The following is a 20,536-nucleotide window of genomic DNA, read 5'->3' as shown; positions in this document are numbered from 1 at the left end:
TCCGCACAAGCGGGCCGGCAACAGCCCAGGATAGGAGACAGCCGTGAACACCGGTTTTTTCGGCGATATCGCCAAGATCAAATATGAGGGACCGGAGAGCACCAATCCGCTCGCCTTCCGCCACTACAATCCCGACGAGGTCGTCCTCGGCAAGCGGATGGAAGATCATCTGCGCTTCGCCGTCGCCTATTGGCACAGCTTCGTCTGGCCGGGCGGCGACCCGTTCGGCGGCCAGACCTTCGAACGGCCCTGGTTCAAGGACTCGATGGAGGCCGCAAAGCTGAAGGCGGACGTCGCCTTCGAACTCTTCCAGCTTCTCGGCGTGCCCTTCTATTGTTTCCACGATGCCGATGTGCGCCCCGAAGGTCGGAACTTCGCGGAAAACACCAGCAACCTCGAGGAGATCGTCGATCATTTCGCCAGGAAGCAGGCCGACACCGGCGTCAAGCTGCTCTGGGGCACGGCGAACCTGTTCTCGAACCGGCGCTATATGGGCGGTGCCGCGACCAATCCGGACCCGGACGTCTTCGCCTTCGCTGCGGCGACAGTGAAGACCTGCATCGACGCGACGCAGAAGCTCGGCGGCGAGAATTACGTGCTCTGGGGCGGGCGCGAGGGCTATGAGACCCTGCTCAACACCGACCTGAAGCGCGAGCTCGACCAGCTCGGCCGCTTCGTCAACCTCGTCGTCGAATACAAGCACAAGATCGGCTTCAAGGGCACGATCCTGATCGAACCGAAGCCGCAGGAGCCGACTAAGCACCAGTACGATTTCGACGTCGCGACCGTCTACGGCTTCCTCAAGACGTACGGTCTCGAGAACGAGGTGAAGGTTAATATCGAGCAGGGCCATGCGATCCTTGCCGGACATTCCTTCGAGCACGAACTGGCGCTCGCCAATGCGCTCGGCATCTTCGGCTCGATCGACATGAACCGCAACGACTACCAGTCCGGCTGGGACACCGACCAGTTCCCCAACAATGTCCCGGAAATGGCGCTCGCCTATTACCACGTGCTGGCAGGCGGCGGCTTCAAGACCGGCGGCACCAATTTCGACGCGAAGCTGCGCCGTCAGTCGATCGATCCCGAGGACCTCTTGATCGGTCATATCGGCGGCATGGATTGCTGCGCGCGAGGCCTCAGGGCGGCGGCGAAGATGATCGAGGACAAGGCACTCTCCGCACCACTCGAAAAACGCTATGCCGGCTGGAACGTGCCGGAGGCGAACAAGATGCTCGAAGGCGGTTTCTCGCTCGAAGAGATCGAGGCCTGGGTGCGCAAGGCCGATCTCAACCCGCAGCCGAAGTCCGGCAAGCAGGAGTACCTGGAAAACGTCGTCAATCGCTACGTCTGACCTGGCGATTGGATTTTCAGCTGCACTCGCGGACGAATTTTGGCGCCCGCGAGTGCTATTCGAAAGCTCTTCGCGACAGGGCAGAAGCCCATTGCCCCTCGCGAAGAATCTGTTAGGTTCTCGCTCCTGCAACGTTGCAGGTATTTAAGATATCGCGAAAATTTGCGGGGCGAAGCGCTCGAATACCACTCGACCGGCAGACCGGTGTTTCAGTAAACCGATCCACTAGGAGGAATTTTGCATGAAGACCATAAAGGGACCGGGGCTTTTTCTTGCGCAATTCGCCGGTGACGCGGCGCCTTTCAATTCCTGGGATTCAATTACGAAATGGGCGGCCGATTGCGGCTACAAGGGCGTACAGGTCCCGAGCTGGGACGGTCGGCTCTTCGACCTGAAGAGGGCGGCTGAATCGAAGGCCTATTGCGACGACATCGCCGGAAAAGCGCGCGACAACGGCATTGAGATCACTGAGCTCTCGACCCATCTGCAGGGTCAGCTGGTGGCCGTGCATCCTGCCTATGACGAGGCCTTCGACGGCTTTGCCGTACCGGAAGTGCGTGGCAATCCGAAGGCGCGCCAGCAATGGGCGGTCGAACAGGTGAAGCTGGCGCTGACCGCCTCGAGGAACCTCGGCCTCGAAGCCATGGCGAGCTTCTCCGGCGCGCTCGCCTGGCCCTTCGTTTATCCTTGGCCGCAACGACCGGCAGGTCTGGTGGAGACCGCCTTCGACGAGCTTGCCCGGCGGTGGAGGCCGATCCTCGACCATGCGGAGGATTACGGCGTCGACGTCTGCTACGAGATCCACCCGGGTGAGGATCTGCATGACGGTATCACCTACGAGATGTTCCTGGAGCGCACCGGCAACCATGCCCGAGCCTGCATGCTCTACGATCCGTCGCACTACGTCCTGCAGTGCCTCGATTATCTCGACAATATCGACATCTACAAGGACCGCATCCGGATGTTCCACGTCAAGGATGCGGAGTTCAACCCGACCGGCCGGCAGGGCGTCTATGGCGGCTATCAGGGATGGGTGAACCGCGCCGGCCGCTTCCGCTCGCTCGGCGACGGCCAGGTCGATTTCGGCGCAGTCTTCTCGAAAATGGCTGCGAATGATTTCGCCGGCTGGGCGGTGGTCGAGTGGGAATGCGCGCTGAAACATCCGGAAGACGGCGCCCGCGAGGGGGCCGAGTTCGTCAAGGCGCACATCATCCGCGTCACAGAAAAGGCCTTCGATGATTTCGCCGACAGCGGCACGGACGAGGCGGCGAACCGGCGGATGCTGGGACTCTGAGGGGGCAAGACCCCTCCCCAACCCCTCCCCACAAGGGGGAGGGGCGTACTGCACCGCGACGCAGCGGCCAAATCGAGGCTCCAAGAGTCGCCTGATCGACCTTTGTCTTGCCTAACCGCGAGGTTCTATCTTTCGAGAGGGCGGAGCGTCGCCACGATTTTCTCCCCCCTTGTGGGGGAGATGCCCGGCAGGGCAGAGGGGGTCTCAATGCCCCGATGACAAATCTGTTCAGGAGAGAAAGCACGATGGCAATTGAGGGAAGCAGTAGCGAAACGCGGCAAAGGCGAATCCGGCTCGGCATGGTCGGCGGCGGCTCGGGCGCCTTCATTGGGGCGGTGCACCGAATCGCGGCGCGGCTCGACGACCACTATGAACTGGTGGCCGGCGCTCTGTCGTCGACGCCCGAGAAGGCGCAGGCCTCAGGCCGCGAGCTCGGACTCGACTCGTCGCGCGTCTACTCGGATTTCAAGGAAATGGCGATCCGCGAGGCGAAGCTCAAGAACGGCATCGAAGCGGTGGCGATTGTCACGCCGAACCATGTGCACTATGCCGCCGCCAAGGAGTTCCTGAAGCGCGGCATCCATGTCATCTGCGACAAGCCGCTGACCTCGACGCTTGCCGACGCCAAGAAGCTGAAGAAAGCGGCGGAGGAAAGCGACGCGCTCTTCGTGCTGACGCATAATTACACCGGCTACCCGATGGTTCGGCAGGCGCGCGAGATGATCGCCAATGGCGAGATCGGCGCCGTCCGACTGGTGCAGATGGAATATCCGCAGGACTGGCTGACCGAAAATATCGAGCAGTCCGGCCAGAAGCAGGCGGCCTGGCGGACGGACCCGGCGCGTTCCGGCGCCGGCGGCTCCACCGGCGATATCGGCACGCATGCCTATAACCTCGGCTGCTTCGTCTCCGGGCTGGAGCTCGACGAGCTCTCGGCAGATCTCGACAGCTTCGTCGCCGGCCGCCAACTCGACGACAACGCCCATGTGATGCTGCGCTTCAAGGAGAAGGACGGCGCGCGAGCGAAGGGCATGCTGTGGTGCAGCCAAGTGGCGCCCGGCCACGAGAACGGCCTGATGGTGCGCGTCTATGGCACCAAGGGCGGCCTTGAATGGGTCCAGAAGGACCCGAACTATCTCTGGCACACGCCGTTCGGCGAGCCGAAGCGGCTGCTGACACGCGCCGGAGCCGGCGCCTCGGCGGCGGGGGCACGGGTTTCGCGCGTTCCTTCGGGCCATCCGGAAGGCTATCTCGAAGGCTTCGCCAATATCTACACGGAGGCTGCCCGCGCCATCTACGCCAGGCGGAACGGCGAGACGGTGGACCCGGCTGTCACATATCCGACGATAGACGATGGCATGAAGGGCATGGCCTTCGTCGATGCCTGCGTACGCTCGTCGCAGCGCAACGGAGCCTGGGTGAAGGTCTGAACCGCAACCGGTAGACAGACAAGGAGCCTCGTCCTTTGCCCTCGCGGCATTGGGCCACGGCCAAACAGCAATAATGCAGCGGCGCCATTCGGTGCGCCGCTCGTCGAATGACGGGACATGTATGATGATCGAAGCCAAGAAACTCGCAGAACGATTCCCCGGCGATTTTGTTTTCGGCGTGACCACCGCCTCCTTCCAGATCGAGGGTGCGAGCAAGGCGGACGGGCGCAAGCCGTCCATCTGGGACGCCTTCTCCAACATGCCGGGCCGCGTCTTCGAGCGCCACAATGGCGACGTCGCCTGCGACCATTACAATCGGCTCGACCAGGACCTCGATCTCATCGAAAGTCTCGGCGTCGAGGCCTACCGCTTCTCGATCGCCTGGCCGCGGATCATTCCGGAGGGCACCGGGCCGATCAACGAGAAGGGGCTCGACTTCTATGACCGCCTCGTCGATGGCCTGACGGCCCGCGGCATCAAGGCCTTTGCAACGCTCTATCATTGGGACTTGCCGCTGGCGTTGATGGGCGACGGTGGCTGGACGGCGCGCACGACCGCCTATGCCTATCAGCGCTATGCGAAGACGGTGATCGCCCGCCTCGGCGATCGGCTCGATGCGGTGGCGACCTTCAATGAGCCCTGGTGCTCGGTCTGGCTCAGCCATCTCTACGGCATCCACGCGCCGGGCGAACGCAACATGGATGCGGCGCTCGCCGCACTGCATTTCACCAATCTCGCCCACGGCCTCGGTGTCGCTGCGATCCGTTCAGAACGGTCGGACCTGCCGGTCGGTATCGTCATCAACGCTCACCCGGTCTATCCCGGCAGCGACAGCGCCGAGGACAAGGCCGCGGCCGAGCGCGCCTTCGATTTCCACAACGGCGTCTTCTTCGGCCCGATCTTCAAGGGCGAGTACCCGGAAGGCTTCCTCTCGGCACTCGGATCCCGCGTGCCTCTGATCGAGGACGGCGACATGGCGACGATCGCCCAGCCGCTCGACTGGTGGGGTCTCAACTACTACACGCCGATGCGCGTTTCGCATGATCCGGCCGCCGGTGCCGAATATCCGGCAACGGTCAATGCGAAGCCGGTGAGCGAGGTGAAGACCGATATCGGTTGGGAGGTCTATGCGCCGGCGCTGGGGACGCTCGTGGAAACGCTCAACGCCCGCTACACGCTGCCGGATTGCTACATCACCGAGAACGGCGCCTGCTACAATATGGGCGTCGAGAAAGGCGTCGTCGACGACCAGCCGCGCCTCGACTATATCGCCGAGCACCTGTCGGTCACCGCCGACCTGATCGCCAAGGGCTATCCGATGCGCGGCTATTTCGCCTGGAGCCTGATGGACAATTTCGAATGGGCGGAAGGCTACCGCATGCGCTTCGGCATCGTTCACGTGGACTATGAGACGCAGATCCGCACGATCAAGAAGAGCGGCCATTGGTACAAGGCACTGGCGCAACAGTTTCCGAAGGGCAACCATAAGCCGGCCTGACAACTCCCAGGCTGCACTGCAGGCGCAATCGTTCTACATAAAAAGAGTAGACTTTTGCGTCGGGCTGCGGCGCAGGGAAAAATCGTGTCTGTGAAACAGGAGGGTCGAAGGGCATAACAACCTAGACGAGGCGGCATGGCAGCCATGCCGTACGCGACCTTGAACCGACCGGTTGCCCGATGATAGAGAAATGCTCCCCGTTCCGAATGCGTTGTCGCAGGTCCGAGTGACCCGACACGCCTCCCGTCCAGCAACGTGACAGGGACGAGAGTTTCGAACATCCGAGAGCATCATGTATCCTGACATCCCTGTGATCCCTCCTGCGGAGGCGACCGGACAATGACCGTTTCAACTTCCCCTATTGAGACCGGCGATGCCGCCGTCGTCTTCGACGGCGTTTCCAAGCGCTTCGCGGCATCCGGCCAAAGCGCTGCCTTCACGGCGCTGAACGATGTGAGCCTGACGGTCGGTCGCGGCTCGATCACCGGGGTCATCGGCCGCTCCGGCGCCGGCAAGTCGACGCTGATCCGGCTGGTCAACGGCCTCGAGAAGCCCACAGCCGGCAAGGTGCTCGTCGACGGCGTCGATGTCGGCGCACTCGACGAGGCGGCATTGCGCGAGCTTCGACGCTCGGTCGGGATGATTTTCCAGCACTTCAATCTGCTGTCGTCGCGGACCGTCTTCGGCAATGTGGCGCTGCCGCTGGAGATCGCCGGCATGGATAGGCGAGCGATCGATGAGCGCGTGCGGCCGCTGCTCGACCTGGTCGGGCTCGCCGACAAGCACGGGCGCTATCCCGCCGAGCTTTCGGGAGGTCAGAAGCAGCGCATCGGCATTGCACGAGCGCTGGCGACCGAGCCGAAGCTGCTGCTTTCGGATGAGGCGACGTCGGCGCTCGATCCGGAAACCACCCAGTCGGTCCTCGAACTGCTGAAGCGCATCAATGCCGAACTCGGCCTGACGGTGTTGCTCATCACCCACGAGATGGAGGTGGTGAAGGCGGTCACCTCGGACGTTGCAGTGATCGACAAGGGCGAAATCGTCGAGCGCGGCCACACCTTCGACGTCTTCACCCATCCGAAGCACGAAACGACGCGGGCCCTTCTATCCGGCCTGCCGGGCTCGAAGCTGCCGGAAGCCGTTGCGAGGGACATCCGGCCTGCTGCAGCGGCTGGCGACCGGGTGGTCGTGCGTCTCACCTTCTTCGGCGCGGCGGCCGAGCGGCCGCTGATCTCACGGCTCATCCAGTCGATCGGCGCCGAGGTCAATATCATCGCCGGCACGATCGACGAGATCGGCAGCAAGCCCTACGGCTCGCTCGTCGTCGCCTATGGCGCGGATCCGGAAACCTCGGGCAAGGCGGATCGTTTCTTCGCCGAGAACGGCCTTACCGTGGAGGTGCTCGGCTATGTCGCCTGATCTTCTCATGCTTATCGGCAAGGCCACGCTCGATACGCTTCGCATGGTGGCGATCGCCGGTTTCATCGGCGCGCTGATCGGCCTGCCGATCGGCATCTTCCTCGCGACCAGCGGCAGGGGCGAACTTTTTCCGGCGCCGAATGTCAACCGCGCCGTGGGCCTTATCGTCAACGCGACGCGTTCGACGCCCTTCATCATTCTCGTCGTGGCAATCATTCCCTTTACGCGGCTCGTCACCGGCACCTCGATCGGCACCAAGGCGGCAATCGTGCCGCTGACGATCGCGACCATTCCGTTCTTCGCCCGCCTCGTCGAGGCGGCGATCCGCGACGTCGACCGGGGCCTCATCGAGGCGGCCCGCGCCATGGGCGCCACTCCAATGCAGATCGTCTTCAAGGTGCTGCTTGCCGAAGCCCGGCCGGCGCTGACGCTGGCGCTCACCATGACCATCGTCAGCCTCATCGGCTATTCGGCAATGGTCGGTGCCGTCGGCGGCGGCGGTCTTGGCGATCTCGGCATCCGCTACGGCTACCAGCGCTTCATGCCGGACGTCATGCTGATCGTCGTCATCGTGCTGATCGTCTTGGTGCAGCTCGTCCAGAGCGCCGGCGACCGCCTGGCGCGCCGCTTCGACAAGCGCAGCCGCAAGACCTGACCTTTCCTCCCACACGTGACTTCCTTTAGATAACAAGGAGCCTCCCATGAAGAACTTCCTCCTCGCAGCATCGCTCGCCCTTGCCTTTGCGGCCGGGGCGGCCAACGCCGAAACCATCAAAGTCGGCGTGACACCGGGCCCACACGCCCAGATCATGGAAAAGGTCAAGGAAGTGGCGGCCGGCAAGGGCCTCGACATCGAGATCCTTGAATTCTCCGACTATGTCGTACCGAACCAGGCGCTCGCCGACGGCGAGCTCAACGCCAACTCCTTCCAGCACAAGCCCTATCTCGACAATCAGGTCGCCGACCGCGGCTACGACATCGTCAGCGTCGCCTATACGGTCAACTTCCCGATGGGCGTCTATTCGAAGAAGGTGAAGAGCCTCGAAGAGCTCGCCGAGGGTGCGACGGTGGCGATCCCGAACGACCCGACCAATGGCGGCCGGGCGCTGCTGATCCTCGCCGACAAGGGGCTGATCAAGCTCAAAGAAGGCGCCGGTCTCAAGGTCGGCCCGGCGGACGTGGCCGAAAACCCGAAAAATTTCACCTTCGCCGAACTCGATGCCGCGCAGCTGCCGCGCTCGCTGGATGACGTCGACGCTGCCGTCATCAACACCAATTATGCGCTCGAAGCCGGCCTCGACCCATCCAAGGACCCGATCGCCCGCGAGGGCGAGAAGGCGCCCTATGCCAATATCATCGCCGTCAACGGCAAGGACAAGGACGCGCCCTGGGTCAAGACGCTGATCGAATCCTACCACAACGACACGGTGAAGGCCTTTGTAAACGATACCTTCAAGGGCTCGGTGATTGCCGGCTGGTAAGCATTCTTCGCTTTGAGAAGAACCGCGCGTCGGGACCAGACGCGCGGTTCTGTTTGATTGACGCGGGCACGGCTCTATTTCTCCCACTTTCGAGGAGGAAAGCACACATGAAGGGTGGATGTCTGTGCGGTGCCATTCGCTACGAGGCGCAGGGGGCACCGATCTATTCCGGGTTTTGCCATTGCCTGGATTGCCAACGGGCCACGGGGACCGGACACAGTTGCTATATGATCTTTTCGCGGGGTGATGTCGCTTACACCGGCGAGTTGCGCGCCTACGCGAAGTCTGCCGAAAGCGGCAATGTGTCGATCCGTCATTTCTGCCCCACCTGCGGCAGCCAGATTTTCGCTTCCGGTCCGCCCGATGACGATCGATGGACCGTTTTTGCGGGGACGCTTGACGATCCCTCGCTGTTCGAACCGACAAATGCGGTCTTCGCGCGCAGCCGCCCGCATTGGGACCGGTCCGCTCTCGGAGTCGACGAGTACGAGACGCTTCCGGCCTGACAGCGACGCGGCGAATTGACTTGCGCTCGGCAAAGACTTTAATCGGCCGCATGCCCGTTGCGCTTTCATCCTTCGATCGATCGCTTCTGTCCGGCGAGCAAGGCGCGGCTGCCGCTTTCGCCATGCGGCTGCTCGTCCGCTTCGCCGAGGCGGTCGGCGCAGAGCGCTTCACCGATATCGAGGCGGCGCATATCGACGGCTGTCTCTATCTCGGCCAGGTGAGCCTCGATTTTGTCGAGCATCTGGTGCGTCTCGGCGGCCGTGTCCGCGTGCCGACGACGCTCAATGTCGGCTCGGTCGACCTTATCCACCCGGAGCTTTTTCTTGGCAGCGACGAGGTCGGTCGTGGCGGGGCGCGGTTGATGCAGGCGCATGAGGAGCTCGGCTGCGTGCCGACCTTCACCTGCGCGCCCTACCAGACGATCTTCCGGCCCTGCTTCGGCGCACAGATCGCCTGGGCCGAATCGAACGCCATCGTCTTTGCCAATTCCGTGCTCGGCGCCCGCACCAACCGCTATGGCGATTTCATCGATCTCTGCTGCGCCTTGACCGGCCGTGCCCCCTATTACGGCTTGCATATCGGCGAGAACCGCCGCGCGCGCGTCCTGGTAGAGGTTGAGAGCCTGCCCGAGGAATGGGCGGAAGCGGGGCTTACCTGCGTCGCCGTCGGACATGCGATCGGCAGGCGCTGCGGCGACCGGGTGCCGGCGATCACCGGCCTGCCGGCCTCGACGAACGAGGACGATCTGAAGGCGCTCGGCGCCGTCGCCGCTTCCGCGGGCGCCGTTGCGCTCTTCCATGCGGTCGGGCTGACGCCGGAGGCGCCGACGATCGAGGCGGCCTTCCAGGGCAGGGTACCGGAAGAGGTGATCCGGCTGGCGGCGGCGGACCTCCTGGAAACGGTGCGCAAGCTGTCGACGGTTCCGGACGGAACACCATTGACTGCCGTCAGCTTGGGCACGCCGCATTTCTCGCTTGCCGAGTTCGAAGGGCTGATGCCGCTGATCGACGGGGCGCGGCCGGCGATCGATGTCTATATCAACACCCACCGGGCGGTGCTCGAGGAACTGCACAGACGCGGCTGGGAGGAGCGCCTGCGGGAAGCCGGCGTGACGCTGGTCATCGATACCTGCACCTATGTGACGGCGGTGATGCGCGACCTCTCCGGCGCAGTCATGACCAATTCCGGCAAGTGGGCCTATTACGCGCCCGGCAATATCGGCGTCGACGTCGCCTTTGGCTCGCTTGCGGACTGCGTCGCATCGGCGCGGGCCGGAAAGGTGGTGCGGCTGTGACTGTGCGGCTGCAGGCAACAACGCTGGTTGCAGGATCGGCGGCGGCGGAAACGCTGGTGCTTTCGGAACCCTTAAGCTTCTGGGGCGGCCTCGACTCGGCGACCGGCCGGATCATCGACCAATGGCATCCGCAGAAGAACGAAGTGATGAGCGGCCGCATCCTGGTGATGCGGGCTGGGCGCGGCTCGAGCTCCGGCAGTTCGGTGCTGGCGGAAGCGCTCCGGCGCGGAACCGGTCCGGCGGGGATCGTGCTCTTGGCGCGCGACGCGATCGTCACCGTCGGGGCGATGGTCGCGGCCGAGCTCTATGGAAAGGCCTGTCCCGTGGTTCTCGCCAGCGAGGCGGATTGGACGGCGGTCACCGGAGCCGCATCCCTTTCGATTGACGCGCAAGACGAGGCGGCGACGATCGAGATTTGATGTTGGCGACTGGGGCTCGCCTCAGTTGCCGAGATGCCGCTCTCCGCGTTTCTTCGCCAAGGCGATCTGCCGCTGCCGCTCCCGGTAGCGCTCGCGGTCCTCGTCGGTGCGGATCTCATGGCAATGGACGCAGGAGACGCCCTCTTCGTGAAGCGGCGACTGCAGGTCCGCCAGAGTCAGGGGCTGTCGGCAGGCGTGGCAGAGCGTATGCTCGCCCTCGGCGAGGCCATGGGTGACGGAGACGCGCTCGTCGAAGACGAAGCAAGCGCCGTCCCAGAGGCTTTCCTCGGCCGGGACTTCCTCGAGATATTTGAGGATGCCGCCCCTGAGGTGATAGACCTCCTCGAAGCCCTCCTCCTTCATGAAGGCGGTCGCCTTCTCGCAGCGGATGCCGCCGGTGCAGTACATGGCGATCTTCGGCTTGTTGTGCAGGCCGGTGTTGTTGCGCACCCAATCGGGAAATTCGCGGAACGTCCTGGTCTTCGGATCGACGGCACCGCGGAAGAGGCCGATCGCCGTCTCATAGTCGTTGCGCGTGTCGATGACCAGCGTGTCCGGATCGGAGATCAGCGCGTTCCAGTCCTTCGGCTCCACATAGGTGCCCACCACCTTATTGGGGTCGATGGTCTCGACGCCCATGGTGACGATCTCCTTCTTCAGCCGCACCTTCATTCGCAGGAAGGGCATCGCCGACGCCCGGCTTTCCTTGTGCTCGAGACGGGCGAATTCCGGTTGCGCGCGCAGAAAGGCGAGCACCGCCGCGAGGCCTTCGTCAGTGCCGGCGATCGTGCCGTTGATGCCTTCATGGGCGAGGAGCAGCGTGCCCTTGACGCCGTTGGCGTCGCAGACCACCTGCAGCGGCTCGCGGAAATCGGCGAAACGGGCGAAGGAAACGAAATGGTAGAGCGCGGCCACCAGAAACTGGCCCTGCGCCGCCGGGCGCGGTGTCGTGAACATGTCGGTCATGGGGCACGCAAATACAGCTTTCGCCGGCCGAGCGCAATTGCAGTGGCCGCGCCCGATCGCCCCACCTGCCGAGCGTCAGCGCCCGGCATCGATCCACAGCAATTCGACGGTGCGGCTTTCGCACTTCGGATCGTCGAGAAACACGGCCTCGGTCCGCTTCAGTGCCTCTCGCCTCAGTTCTTCTTGGCGGGCGATGACGGCGGAAAGGAGATGCGCCTGGTTCTGACTGTCGCCGGCGAGCTCCGGTTGCTCGTTGATGAGCGAGGTCATCGTGGCGAGGTCGTTCAAATGGCCGAGCACGTCGACCAGATCTTTGGTCTCCGCCCGCTTCGCCTGCATCGCCGATGGCCACGCCTCGCGTAAGAGCGCCAGCTGCATCCTGTAGTCCTGGGCACGCTTGCGCAGGTCATGGAAGCGAGCGGCCTCCGTGCTCGTTTCGCAGGTCGCCCGGGCGCCGGCGGCACGCTCCAATGTTCGTCGCCATCCCTTCGCCATTCGACGCGCAGACTTCCGCTTGCCGTCGTCAAAGGAAACATGCCCGAGTGCCGCGAGCGCCCGCTCGCAATTGACGATCGTCGCTTCGATTCTTCCGTCGAGATCGGCTTCACCTTCGGCGATCCGGTCGCGGCGGGAGGCAAGGATCGAACAGACTTTGTCGAGTGCCAGTTGCTGCTCCTCGCCTGCCGCGTGTTGACGCAGGTAGCTGGCATTCTCGACGAGGGCGGCCGCGTCGCGGACGGTCGACAGATTGTGCGCCATATCGCGGATGCGGGCGTTTTCCTGCTTCTGGAAAAGCGGGGCATCGGAGGCGACGAGCCGATAGAGAGAGCGCAGCCGCTTGAAATTCTTGCGGACGTCGTGGATTGCCTCGTGCACGCCGGCCGGCTGCTCGTTGAGGACGGTCATCGCACGCTCGATCTGTTCGGCGCCGACGGCGCGAAAGTCCTCGGTAAAGGGGCGGTCCGGACTGAAGGCGTAGGTCATCGTTGCGCGACCAAAAGCCCCTCGGTGGCAAGCGCCTGGTTGGAATAGCGGCGGTCGCCGGTAATCTCCCCTCCGACCCAGGAGGGCAAGGCGGGCAAATCCGTTTCGCGCTTCATCTCGACTTCGGCGACGACAAGGCCTTCGAGGGCCCCCTCGTAGACGTCGACCTCCCAGGTAAAGCCCTTGTGCGGCACGCGGTAGCGCCGCTTTTCGATGACGATGCCAACGCCCTGGGCCAGCAGCTCGCGGGCGTCTTCCATCGGCAGATCGTATTCGTACTCATTGCGGACCAGGGCCGACTTGCCGATCTTGACGGTGAGACGGGCCCATTTGTTGCCATGGATCCGCACGCGCACCGAGCGATCCTCCATAGTAACGATATAGGCCTGGCGCAGCCTGATGCCTCCGTCGGCGCGCTCCTTCCAGCCGTCGGAAGCGACCAGGAACTTGCGCTCTATCTCCTTCGCCATGGAATGTCCCGCCACTTCGAGAAGTCGAATGTCATGAAACTATCGGATTGTAGCAGAGGCTCAAGCCATGTCTTTGCGCCAAATCATATTTTATCATTTGCTTGCATAGGAGGCGCGAATGCGCGCGCCTTTCGGGCTCGACATTGCTTGGCAGGAAGAGTATGCGAGGGGCGGATTCAATCGTTTTAAAAGGACCCGGGCATGAGTGCGAAGACCGACAAGCTTCTATCCATTCTCAAGCTGCAACCGGTGGTGCCGGTGCTGGTGATCGACGATGCGGCAACTGCAGTGCCGCTCGCCCGCGCCCTGGTGGCCGGCGGCCTGAAGGCGATCGAGATCACGCTGCGCACGCCGGCGGCGCTCGAGGCGATCCGCGCTGTGGCGAACGAAGTGGAGGGCGCCGTTGCCGGTGCCGGAACCATCCTCAACGCCGCCCAGTTCGAAGCGGCGGTGGAAGCCGGCTCCGAGTTCATCGTCAGCCCGGGCACGACGCAGGAACTGATCGATGTCGCCAATGACCACGCAGTGCCGCTGCTGCCGGGGGCGGCAACGGCCAGCGAAGTGATGGGGCTGCGCGAGGAAGGCTACGGCGTCATGAAGTTCTTCCCGGCTGAGCAGGCCGGCGGCGCCGCCTATCTCAAATCGCTGTCCTCGCCACTCGCGGGCACGCTGTTCTGCCCGACCGGCGGCATTTCGCTCGCGAATGCGCGCGACTATCTTTCGTTGCCGAACGTCGTCTGCGTCGGTGGATCCTGGGTGGCGCCGAAGGAGCTGGTCGCCAAGGGCGATTGGGCCGGTATCACCAAGCTCGCCGCCCAGGCCTTCGCGCTCAAAGACTGACCGGGCCAAACGGGCAACTTACAAGAGCCGGGCTTACGTCCGGCTTTTTTCGTGTCCAGTGCGTATTTGTATTTTCGCGCCGCTGTTCCTATGTCTCACTCCGCAACGACGTGCCAGGGCGGGAGCTTCCGCGCGTCAAACCTAAGGAGCGAGGCCGATGTTCGACGCGAAAAAATTGCTGGATCAGTTCTTGGGTTCGCAGATGCCCGGTGCCGGCGGCACGGTCGGCGGCCGCGCCGATCAGGTAACCAAGCTCGCCAAGGACAATCCACTGGCAACCGGCGCGATCGCGGCGGTGCTGCTCGGCACCAAGTCGGGACGCAAGCTGGCCGGCAACGCGGCCGTTCTCGGCGGCCTGGCGGCGATCGCCGGCCTCGGCTATCAGGCCTACAAGAACTACCAGGCCGGTCAGGCGCCGCAATCGGCAACTCCCGCACCCGCTCAACTCCCCGCACCGCCGGCCGATTCCGGCTTCGCCGCACCGGAAGCGCTCAGCAACGATTTCGCGCTGGTGCTCGTTCGCGCCATGATCGCCGCCGCCCGGGCGGATGGCCATATCGACGAAACCGAGCGCGGCCGGATCATGGACAAGCTATCCGTTTCCGGTCTTTCGGCGGATGCGGCGGCTTTCCTTGAAACGGAGCTCGCCAATCCGATCGATCTGGATGCCATCGTCGCTGCCGGCGAGACGGAGGAGGAACGGGTCGAGATCTATACGGCGTCACGGCTTGCGATCGAGCCGGAGGGTCGGGCGGAGCGCGGCTATCTTGACCTTCTCGCCGGGCGGCTCGGACTTGCCGATGCGCTTGTCGACCATATCGAGGCGACGGTCTCCGCGGCGAAGGTTTCCATTTAGCCAAAGCGCGGAGCGGAGCACATCCGTTCCGCTCATGGTTCGATCACCAGTTTGAATTTGAAACCGGCTGGCGTCTGTCCTATTCCCGAAGCAAGTGCAACGCAGGGAGTGATCGATGCGCGATCTTGCCAATTGGAAGGGATGTCCGGCGCCGCAGCCGGTCTCGATCGAGGGCCGATATGTCCGCGTAGAGTCCTATGATCGGACGGCGCATCTCGAGCCGCTCTGGCACGACGCCTTCGGCGGCCTGGCGATCAACCCGCTGCTCAAATATTTCACCCAGGACGATTTTTCGGGAATCGAGGCCTTCGACGCTTGGCTCTCGGCGGTCCAGACGAAATCCGGCTGGATCACCGAGGTGTTTCGCGACAAGGCGACCGGCAAGGTCGTTGGCATGGCGAACTATATGCGTGCTGACCCCGCCAACGGCGTCGTCGAGGTCGGCGGCGTCGCGCACGGGCCGGCCATGTCGCGTTCGCCGCTTTCGACCGAAGCGCATTATCTGATGGCGAGGCACGTTTTCGAGGACCTCGGCTATCGCCGCTACGAGTGGAAATGCCACAGCGAGAACCAGCCGAGCCGCACCACGGCGCTCAGGCTCGGTTTCACCTTCGAGGGCATTTTCCGCCAGCACATGATTTCCAAACACGGCAATCGCGACACGGCCTGGTTTTCGATGATCGACAGCGAATGGCCGCTGCTCAAGGCGGCTTTCGAGGCGTGGCTTTCGCCGGAGAATTTCGATCCCGAGGGGCGCCAGAAGCGGCGGCTGGACGAGATTCGCGCAGAACTCGCGGCAAAGGAGCAAGCGTGAAGGCGCCCGAGAAGAAGGATAGATCGCCGGCAGTTGCCGCCGCCATCATCCTGATGGTCGTCGGCATCGGCTTTTTCGTGCTGCCGTCGATCATGGTCAGGCTCGGCGACATCTCGCCTTGGCTCGCCGCTGGCGTCGGAGCGCTCTTCGTGCTCGGCTTCTTCCTGATCTTTTGGCTGCGCGCCCGGCATCAGCGCCGGCGGGGGCTGTAATTCTGCCGGCGCAAAGCTGCCGTAATGCAAAGTGATTGCCCCTCACCCTAGCCCTCTCCGCGCAGGCGGTGAGAGGGGACTGGAGAGCTCGCGATTTGCCCTTTCTCGCCTGCGCTCAAACGGGGAGAGGGACTGGCGGCGCGGCATGTCCCTTCTCCCCGCCTGCGGGGAGAAGGTCGCGGCAGCGGGATGAGGGGCCGTCGCGGCAGCAATTTTCTTGATCAGCCCTGCAGCGCAGCCCCCAACAGGACAAGCCCCAGAACTAGCACCAGCAGCGCGCCGGCGATCTCGATGCCGTTCGAGAGGCGGGCCGCGGCCGATTGGCTGGAGGCGTAGCGGAGCGCGAAACCCTTGGCGGTGACGGCGAGGGTGGCGAGGATCGAGACGGTGATCGCGGTGCCGATCGACATGGCGAAGACCGAGAGGATGCCGCCGAGGTAGAGACCGTTCAGCAGCGCGAAGGAAAGCACGATCAAGGCACCGGAGCAGGGGCGCAGGCCCACGGCCACAATCGCCGACCAGGCTTCGCTGAGCGCAAAGCGGTCGCCCCTCAGCAGCGCAGGGTCAGGGGCGTGCGCGTGGCCGCAGGTGGCGCAGACTTCGCCCGGACCATGCGCGTGGCCGTGATCATGGTGGTGATGCGAATGGGCGTGATGGCCGGGATCATTGGAACCATGGTCATGATGGGCGTGCTCGCCGCTGACGGCGAGCGCCGGTCGGGCCATCGACCGCAGCTTTCGGTAGACGAGCCAACCGCCGAAGGCGGCGATCAGCGCATAGCTTGCGACCTCGAGCGAATGGGTTGCATGCGTCATGTTGATGGAGGAGCCGCGCAGCACCAGATAGACGGCGCCGATCAGCAGGATGGCTACGACGCCCTGCAGGATCGAGGAGAGGAACGACAGGAGCACGCCGCGTTTCAGTTCCGTCTCGTTGGCGATCATGTAGGAGGAGATCACCGCCTTGCCGTGGCCAGGGCCGGCCGCGTGGAAGACGCCATAGGCGAAGGAAAGGCCGATCAGCGACCAGAGCTGCCAGGGGTTCTCGCGCATGCCTTTGAGCGCCCCGGTCAGCAGCCGGTAGAAGCTCTGCTGCTCCATGTTAACCCAGGCGAAAAACCCGCCAAAGAGGCCGCTGGTCGGGATCGAAGGTTCGGCGGAGCCGATGCCGAGCGGCGATTGCGCCATGGCGAGCGTCGCCGAAAGGGCCGCCAGCAGAAGGCCGGCGGCGAGCGGACCGCCGATCCTGCGCAGGTTCAGCATGTGACCTCGATCCTGGTTGCAAAGAGTTTCGACATGTCGGTCCCGGTCGGATCGTTCCAGAAGGCGTCGGTGAGCGTGTCCTTGTTCTCGGCCAGCACCTCGTCGGGGTCCGGCCGCACCACCTGATGCTTGCACGCTTCGATCTTCTCACCGATGACGGTCAGGTCGTCGTCGGTCGGGAAGTCCATCGCTGTGTACATGGTCGGGTCGTAGACGCCGAAAGAGAGCTTGCCCTTGAGCGGCATCGCCTCGGCCGGCTTGACCGCGAACATCATCAAGAGCTGGTTGTCCTTGTAGTCGACGGTGATGCTGTCAGGCCGATTGACCTTCACGGATTTCCCGTTGTCGAAGATCGTCGTGTAGTAGTTGTACTCGGAAAGCGACTCCAGCACGGTCTGGCCGACCTCTTTCAGCTCCTCCGGATCGAGCGTGGCATTGGAGTTCTTGTCGAAATCGAGCACGACGCTTGCCGAAAATAGCTCGTCGAAGCGCCAGACGTTGCGCAGCTCGCCAATGTTGCCCTGGTCGTCGGAGACGATCTCCAGCCGCGCCTCGGCGAAGATATGCGGATGGGCGGCAGCGAGCCCGGGCGTCAGCAGGGTCGCAAGGCCGGCCAGGACGAGGCGTTGTGTGTTCATCGGAGCGGGATTTCCTTTTCGGTCGAAGCGGACCGTACGAATCGCCCCGAAATGTACCGAAAATGGGACGGAATTGGGACTTCGCCAGGCAAAGCGCCGGACGTCTTCATTGCGTCTTGCGGAACCAGCCATGCAGGAAATCGACGAATGTCCGCACCTTCGTCGGCAGATAACGCCGGTGGGGATAGATCGCATAGATGCCGCGGTCCTTGGGCAGGTAGTCGTCGAAGAGCGTCACGAGCTCGCCAGACTGCACCCTCGGCCGGGCGATGAAGTCGGGGAGGACCGCGATCCCGATGCCGGTCACCGCGGCGCGGGCTGCGGCAAGCGGGCTGTTGACCTCGATCGGACCGCTCACAGGCACCGTGAACGGCGACCCGTCCGGCTCGACGAAACGCCAGTTCGAGTAGGATCGGCCGTTGGTGTCGAGGATGCAGGGTATCTTCGAAAGCTCGCTCGGATGCGCGAAGGGACCGGCCTTCGCCATGAAGTCCGGCGAGGCGCAGATCAGCACCTGGAAGTCGTCGAGCTTGCGAGCGATCAGCGTCGAGTCCTCGAGCCGGGTGATGCGGATCGCCACATCGAAGCCCTCCTCGACGAGGTCGATGAAGCGATCGTCGGAAACGATTTCCAGCGACAGTTCCGGGTGCTGCCGGCCGAAGTCGATCAGCGATTGGCCGATCTCCGCATCGACGAAGGTTCGCGGCACGGTGATTCGAAGCCGTCCGCGCAGATCGGAATTGTTGGCGCGGACGAGATCGGCGAGATTGTCGATCTCCTTGAGGATCTCGGAGGCGGAGCGATAATAGGTGTGCCCGGCCTCGGTCAGCGAGAATTGCCGCGTTGTCCGGTTGAGGAGCAGGGCGCCGAGCTCGTCTTCGAGTTCGCGGACATATTTCGACAGCAATGCCTTGGATTTGCCGACGCGCCGGGCGGCCGCCGAAAAGCCCTCCGCGTCCACGACATCGATGAAGGCGCGGATGCGGGTCAAGGTGTCCATGATTCGTCTTTCTCTTCTGACCCGCGGGAAGCCGGAAAGCCCCACCGAATCCCCGGTTTGAGGTGTCTTTCCGGCGCGCACCGGCGCGGCTGCAATCGTTCATCGAAAGTGAACACGCCCGCTCTGGCTCGGTCCAGAAAAAATTAGGGGCGAAGCGGCAAAAAACTCTTGATTACGACAGCGAATTTTCTTACCTACGCCCTTGCCCAAAGTCGCACGTGCCTGTGGGTGTCCGCCGACCCTCGATTAGGTGAGGATCTCGGTAAGGTACCTGGAACTAACCCCTCCAGTCGCTATTCCGGCCAACCGGGAAATGCGAGGACATCTTGAAGCAACGACGGTGCGGGCCTTTCTGGTGTCTGCCGGCTCTCCAACAGCCGGGGTTACTGAAGAGGCACACCTTCATTGCCGGAAGTGCGGTTGGGTTATTCCCTCCAATCCATGGCAGACAAAGCCGAATCTTAGCCTTTGCGGGCTTCGATTCATCGTTCGCGCATCGAGCGCATGCATGGTTCCGGGGTCTCCACCGGCTGGTTCCAGTGCAAGCGCGCGTATGCCCTTTGTCCTCCACAGTTGTGGAGTCTAATGGATCGGGGAATACAGCCATGACCACCGCACGCATCATCGACTTTCTCAACACCCGACGACCCGAAGGCCCCTGCCTCGTTGTCGACCTCGACATCGTGCGCGACAATTTCAAGGCTTTCCGTCACGCGTTGCCCGATAGCGCCATCTACTACGCCGTAAAGGCCAACCCGGCGCCGGAAATCCTGCGCCTTCTCGCCGGTCTCGGCTCCAACTTCGATTGCGCGTCCGTCGCCGAAATCGAAATGGCGCTCGACGCCGGTGCGACCCCGAGCCGCATTTCTTATGGCAACACCATCAAGAAGGAGCGCGACATTGCCCGCGCTCACGGCCTCGGGATCACCCTCTTCGCGGTCGATAGCCATGAAGAGGTCGAGAAGGTCGCGCGCGCCGCTCCCGGCGCCCGGGTCTTCTGCCGCGTGCTGACCGATGGCGAAGGCGCCGAATGGCCGCTGTCGCGCAAGTTCGGCTGCGTTCCGCAGATGGCCGTCGACGTGCTCGTCTACGCCCATCAGCTCGGCCTCGTCTCCTACGGCGTGTCGTTCCATGTCGGCTCGCAGATGACGAAGCTCGACGCCTGGGATGCGGCGCTTGCCGATGCCAAGCGCGTCTTCGTACAGCTTGCCAAGCAGGGCATCGAGCTCAAGATGGTCAACATGGGCGGCGGCTTTCCGACGAAGTACCTGCGGGACGTGCCGTCGGCCGAAGCCTACGGCCAGGCGATCTTCGGTGCGCTGAAGAAGCACTTCGGCAACAACATTCCGGAAACGATCATCGAGCCGGGCCGCGGCATGGTCGGCAATGCCGGCGTGATCAAGGCGGAGGTCGTCCTCGTCTCGAAGAAGTCGGACAACGACAGCCACCGCTGGGTCTTCCTCGACATCGGCAAGTTCGGCGGTCTCGCCGAGACCATGGACGAGGCAATCCGCTATCCGATCCGCACGGCGCGCGATACGGACGCGATGGAGCCATGCGTGCTGGCCGGCCCGACCTGCGATTCGGCTGACGTGCTCTATGAGAAGAACATGTACCCGCTGCCGATCTCGCTGACGATCGGCGACGAGGTTCTGATCGAGGGCACCGGCGCCTACACGACCACCTACTCGGCCGTCGCCTTCAATGGCTTCGAGCCGCTGAAGGCCTATGTGATCTGATCCTGCTCGCTCCCGCTTCAGCGGGAGCGGCGACTTCACAATCATCCTTGGTCCGCCTG

Annotated in this window: 21 protein-coding genes; 15 read left to right on the top strand and 6 right to left on the bottom strand. The window is 63.5% G+C overall.

Annotated features, from left to right (window positions below; translation table 11 throughout):
* The first annotated feature begins 43 nt into the window (after nucleotides 1–43).
* The 10 genes from xylA to ATC00_RS28110 all read left to right on the top strand — a co-directional run bounded on the left by xylA (nucleotide 44) and on the right by ATC00_RS28110 (nucleotide 10,696).
* Complete coding sequence (xylA, locus tag ATC00_RS28155; RefSeq protein WP_037389458.1) at nucleotides 44–1,354, top strand: xylose isomerase; 1,311 nt, start codon at nucleotides 44–46, stop codon at nucleotides 1,352–1,354.
* A 241-nt stretch (nucleotides 1,355–1,595) separates the two neighbouring features.
* Nucleotides 1,596–2,648: a sugar phosphate isomerase/epimerase family protein gene (locus ATC00_RS28150; protein WP_037389456.1), complete on the top strand. Its 1,053-nt coding sequence runs from the start codon at nucleotides 1,596–1,598 to the stop codon at nucleotides 2,646–2,648.
* Nucleotides 2,649–2,893: 245 nt separating this feature from the next.
* Nucleotides 2,894–4,078, top strand: coding sequence for a Gfo/Idh/MocA family protein (locus ATC00_RS28145; protein WP_037389455.1), 1,185 nt, complete (start codon nucleotides 2,894–2,896; stop codon nucleotides 4,076–4,078).
* Nucleotides 4,079–4,199: 121 nt separating this feature from the next.
* Nucleotides 4,200–5,576 carry a GH1 family beta-glucosidase gene (locus tag ATC00_RS28140; protein WP_064255244.1) on the top strand — a complete coding sequence of 459 codons (1,377 nt, stop codon included), beginning with the start codon at nucleotides 4,200–4,202 and terminating at the stop codon, nucleotides 5,574–5,576.
* Nucleotides 5,577–5,915: 339 nt separating this feature from the next.
* Nucleotides 5,916–6,995 (top strand): methionine ABC transporter ATP-binding protein, encoded by a 1,080-nt coding sequence (locus ATC00_RS28135; protein ID WP_037389450.1) that lies wholly within the window; start codon nucleotides 5,916–5,918, stop codon nucleotides 6,993–6,995.
* Nucleotides 6,985–7,650, top strand: a complete 666-nt coding sequence (locus ATC00_RS28130) for a methionine ABC transporter permease (RefSeq protein WP_037389448.1) — start codon at nucleotides 6,985–6,987, stop codon at nucleotides 7,648–7,650. The genes ATC00_RS28135 and ATC00_RS28130 overlap by 11 nt, the downstream gene beginning before the upstream one ends.
* A 46-nt stretch (nucleotides 7,651–7,696) precedes the next feature.
* Entirely contained in the window at nucleotides 7,697–8,476 is a 780-nt protein-coding gene (locus tag ATC00_RS28125) for a MetQ/NlpA family ABC transporter substrate-binding protein (protein ID WP_037389446.1), read from the top strand.
* Between the two features lie 107 nt (nucleotides 8,477–8,583).
* Nucleotides 8,584–8,982: a GFA family protein gene (locus tag ATC00_RS28120; protein WP_064255243.1), complete on the top strand. Its 399-nt coding sequence runs from the start codon at nucleotides 8,584–8,586 to the stop codon at nucleotides 8,980–8,982.
* Nucleotides 8,983–9,032: 50 nt separating this feature from the next.
* The gene (locus ATC00_RS28115) at nucleotides 9,033–10,277 is read left to right on the top strand and encodes an aconitase X (RefSeq protein WP_064255242.1); all 1,245 of its coding nucleotides are present in this window, start codon (nucleotides 9,033–9,035) and stop codon (nucleotides 10,275–10,277) included.
* Entirely contained in the window at nucleotides 10,274–10,696 is a 423-nt protein-coding gene (locus ATC00_RS28110; protein ID WP_037389440.1) for an aconitase X swivel domain-containing protein, read from the top strand. Before ATC00_RS28115 ends, ATC00_RS28110 begins: the two co-directional genes overlap by 4 nt.
* Before the next feature lie 21 nt (nucleotides 10,697–10,717).
* On the opposite strand, the gene trhO is transcribed toward ATC00_RS28110, so the two are convergent.
* The 3 genes from trhO to ATC00_RS28095 form a co-directional block, all read right to left on the bottom strand.
* On the bottom strand, nucleotides 10,718–11,662 hold the full coding sequence (trhO, locus tag ATC00_RS28105; protein ID WP_037389437.1) for an oxygen-dependent tRNA uridine(34) hydroxylase TrhO: 945 nt from the start codon (nucleotides 11,660–11,662) through the stop codon (nucleotides 10,718–10,720).
* Between the two features lie 75 nt (nucleotides 11,663–11,737).
* On the bottom strand, nucleotides 11,738–12,646 hold the full coding sequence (locus ATC00_RS28100) for a CHAD domain-containing protein (RefSeq protein ID WP_064255241.1): 909 nt from the start codon (nucleotides 12,644–12,646) through the stop codon (nucleotides 11,738–11,740).
* Nucleotides 12,643–13,116 (bottom strand): CYTH domain-containing protein, encoded by a 474-nt coding sequence (locus ATC00_RS28095; RefSeq protein WP_037389432.1) that lies wholly within the window; start codon nucleotides 13,114–13,116, stop codon nucleotides 12,643–12,645. The genes ATC00_RS28100 and ATC00_RS28095 overlap by 4 nt, the downstream gene beginning before the upstream one ends.
* 201 nt (nucleotides 13,117–13,317) lie before the next feature.
* On the opposite strand from ATC00_RS28095, the gene ATC00_RS28090 reads away from it, so the two are divergent.
* From ATC00_RS28090 to ATC00_RS28075, 4 genes are all read left to right on the top strand, one after another.
* The gene (locus tag ATC00_RS28090; RefSeq protein WP_064255240.1) at nucleotides 13,318–13,956 is read left to right on the top strand and encodes a 2-dehydro-3-deoxy-phosphogluconate aldolase; all 639 of its coding nucleotides are present in this window, start codon (nucleotides 13,318–13,320) and stop codon (nucleotides 13,954–13,956) included.
* Between the two features lie 157 nt (nucleotides 13,957–14,113).
* Complete coding sequence (locus ATC00_RS28085; protein WP_064255239.1) at nucleotides 14,114–14,812, top strand: tellurite resistance TerB family protein; 699 nt, start codon at nucleotides 14,114–14,116, stop codon at nucleotides 14,810–14,812.
* Nucleotides 14,813–14,927: 115 nt separating this feature from the next.
* Nucleotides 14,928–15,626 carry a GNAT family N-acetyltransferase gene (locus tag ATC00_RS28080; RefSeq protein ID WP_037389423.1) on the top strand — a complete coding sequence of 233 codons (699 nt, stop codon included), beginning with the start codon at nucleotides 14,928–14,930 and terminating at the stop codon, nucleotides 15,624–15,626.
* Entirely contained in the window at nucleotides 15,623–15,838 is a 216-nt protein-coding gene (locus ATC00_RS28075) for a hypothetical protein (RefSeq protein WP_037389420.1), read from the top strand. The genes ATC00_RS28080 and ATC00_RS28075 overlap by 4 nt, the downstream gene beginning before the upstream one ends.
* A gap of 221 nt (nucleotides 15,839–16,059) precedes the next feature.
* Here ATC00_RS28075 and ATC00_RS28070 read toward each other — a convergent pair whose 3' ends face one another.
* From ATC00_RS28070 to ATC00_RS28060, 3 genes are all read right to left on the bottom strand, one after another.
* Nucleotides 16,060–17,100: a nickel/cobalt transporter gene (locus tag ATC00_RS28070; RefSeq protein ID WP_037389417.1), complete on the bottom strand. Its 1,041-nt coding sequence runs from the start codon at nucleotides 17,098–17,100 to the stop codon at nucleotides 16,060–16,062.
* Complete coding sequence (locus ATC00_RS28065; protein WP_037389415.1) at nucleotides 17,094–17,738, bottom strand: DUF1007 family protein; 645 nt, start codon at nucleotides 17,736–17,738, stop codon at nucleotides 17,094–17,096. Before ATC00_RS28065 ends, ATC00_RS28070 begins: the two co-directional genes overlap by 7 nt.
* Nucleotides 17,739–17,844: 106 nt before the next feature.
* Nucleotides 17,845–18,738 carry a LysR family transcriptional regulator gene (locus tag ATC00_RS28060; protein WP_037389413.1) on the bottom strand — a complete coding sequence of 298 codons (894 nt, stop codon included), beginning with the start codon at nucleotides 18,736–18,738 and terminating at the stop codon, nucleotides 17,845–17,847.
* Between the two features lie 605 nt (nucleotides 18,739–19,343).
* Between ATC00_RS28060 and odc2 the strand changes: the two genes are divergently transcribed.
* Nucleotides 19,344–20,477 carry an ornithine/lysine decarboxylase gene (gene odc2 / locus ATC00_RS28055; RefSeq protein WP_037389410.1) on the top strand — a complete coding sequence of 378 codons (1,134 nt, stop codon included), beginning with the start codon at nucleotides 19,344–19,346 and terminating at the stop codon, nucleotides 20,475–20,477.
* The last annotated feature ends 59 nt before the right edge of the window (nucleotides 20,478–20,536 follow it).

Origin of the sequence: Sinorhizobium americanum, from assembly GCF_001651855.1 — a bacterium.
Classification (GTDB): domain Bacteria; phylum Pseudomonadota; class Alphaproteobacteria; order Rhizobiales; family Rhizobiaceae; genus Sinorhizobium; species Sinorhizobium americanum.
This window is presented reverse-complemented; position numbering and strand designations above follow the sequence as displayed.

What these genes read in the sequence shown, in the direction of transcription:
- ATC00_RS28100 (WP_064255241.1), bottom strand. Translation starts at nt 12,646, where the DNA reads ATGACCTACGCCTTCAGTCCGGACCGCCCCTTTACCGAGGACTTTCGC.
- ATC00_RS28065 (WP_037389415.1), bottom strand. Translation starts at nt 17,738, where the DNA reads ATGAACACACAACGCCTCGTCCTGGCCGGCCTTGCGACCCTGCTGACG.
- odc2 (WP_037389410.1), top strand. Translation starts at nt 19,344, where the DNA reads ATGACCACCGCACGCATCATCGACTTTCTCAACACCCGACGACCCGAA.
- ATC00_RS28080 (WP_037389423.1), top strand. Translation starts at nt 14,928, where the DNA reads ATGCGCGATCTTGCCAATTGGAAGGGATGTCCGGCGCCGCAGCCGGTC.
- ATC00_RS28085 (WP_064255239.1), top strand. Translation starts at nt 14,114, where the DNA reads ATGTTCGACGCGAAAAAATTGCTGGATCAGTTCTTGGGTTCGCAGATG.
- ATC00_RS28090 (WP_064255240.1), top strand. Translation starts at nt 13,318, where the DNA reads ATGAGTGCGAAGACCGACAAGCTTCTATCCATTCTCAAGCTGCAACCG.
- ATC00_RS28120 (WP_064255243.1), top strand. Translation starts at nt 8,584, where the DNA reads ATGAAGGGTGGATGTCTGTGCGGTGCCATTCGCTACGAGGCGCAGGGG.
- ATC00_RS28145 (WP_037389455.1), top strand. Translation starts at nt 2,894, where the DNA reads ATGGCAATTGAGGGAAGCAGTAGCGAAACGCGGCAAAGGCGAATCCGG.
- ATC00_RS28095 (WP_037389432.1), bottom strand. Translation starts at nt 13,116, where the DNA reads ATGGCGAAGGAGATAGAGCGCAAGTTCCTGGTCGCTTCCGACGGCTGG.
- ATC00_RS28130 (WP_037389448.1), top strand. Translation starts at nt 6,985, where the DNA reads ATGTCGCCTGATCTTCTCATGCTTATCGGCAAGGCCACGCTCGATACG.
- ATC00_RS28150 (WP_037389456.1), top strand. Translation starts at nt 1,596, where the DNA reads ATGAAGACCATAAAGGGACCGGGGCTTTTTCTTGCGCAATTCGCCGGT.
- ATC00_RS28060 (WP_037389413.1), bottom strand. Translation starts at nt 18,738, where the DNA reads ATGGACACCTTGACCCGCATCCGCGCCTTCATCGATGTCGTGGACGCG.
- ATC00_RS28140 (WP_064255244.1), top strand. Translation starts at nt 4,200, where the DNA reads ATGATGATCGAAGCCAAGAAACTCGCAGAACGATTCCCCGGCGATTTT.
- ATC00_RS28135 (WP_037389450.1), top strand. Translation starts at nt 5,916, where the DNA reads ATGACCGTTTCAACTTCCCCTATTGAGACCGGCGATGCCGCCGTCGTC.
- ATC00_RS28115 (WP_064255242.1), top strand. Translation starts at nt 9,033, where the DNA reads ATGCCCGTTGCGCTTTCATCCTTCGATCGATCGCTTCTGTCCGGCGAG.
- ATC00_RS28070 (WP_037389417.1), bottom strand. Translation starts at nt 17,100, where the DNA reads ATGCTGAACCTGCGCAGGATCGGCGGTCCGCTCGCCGCCGGCCTTCTG.
- ATC00_RS28125 (WP_037389446.1), top strand. Translation starts at nt 7,697, where the DNA reads ATGAAGAACTTCCTCCTCGCAGCATCGCTCGCCCTTGCCTTTGCGGCC.
- trhO (WP_037389437.1), bottom strand. Translation starts at nt 11,662, where the DNA reads ATGACCGACATGTTCACGACACCGCGCCCGGCGGCGCAGGGCCAGTTT.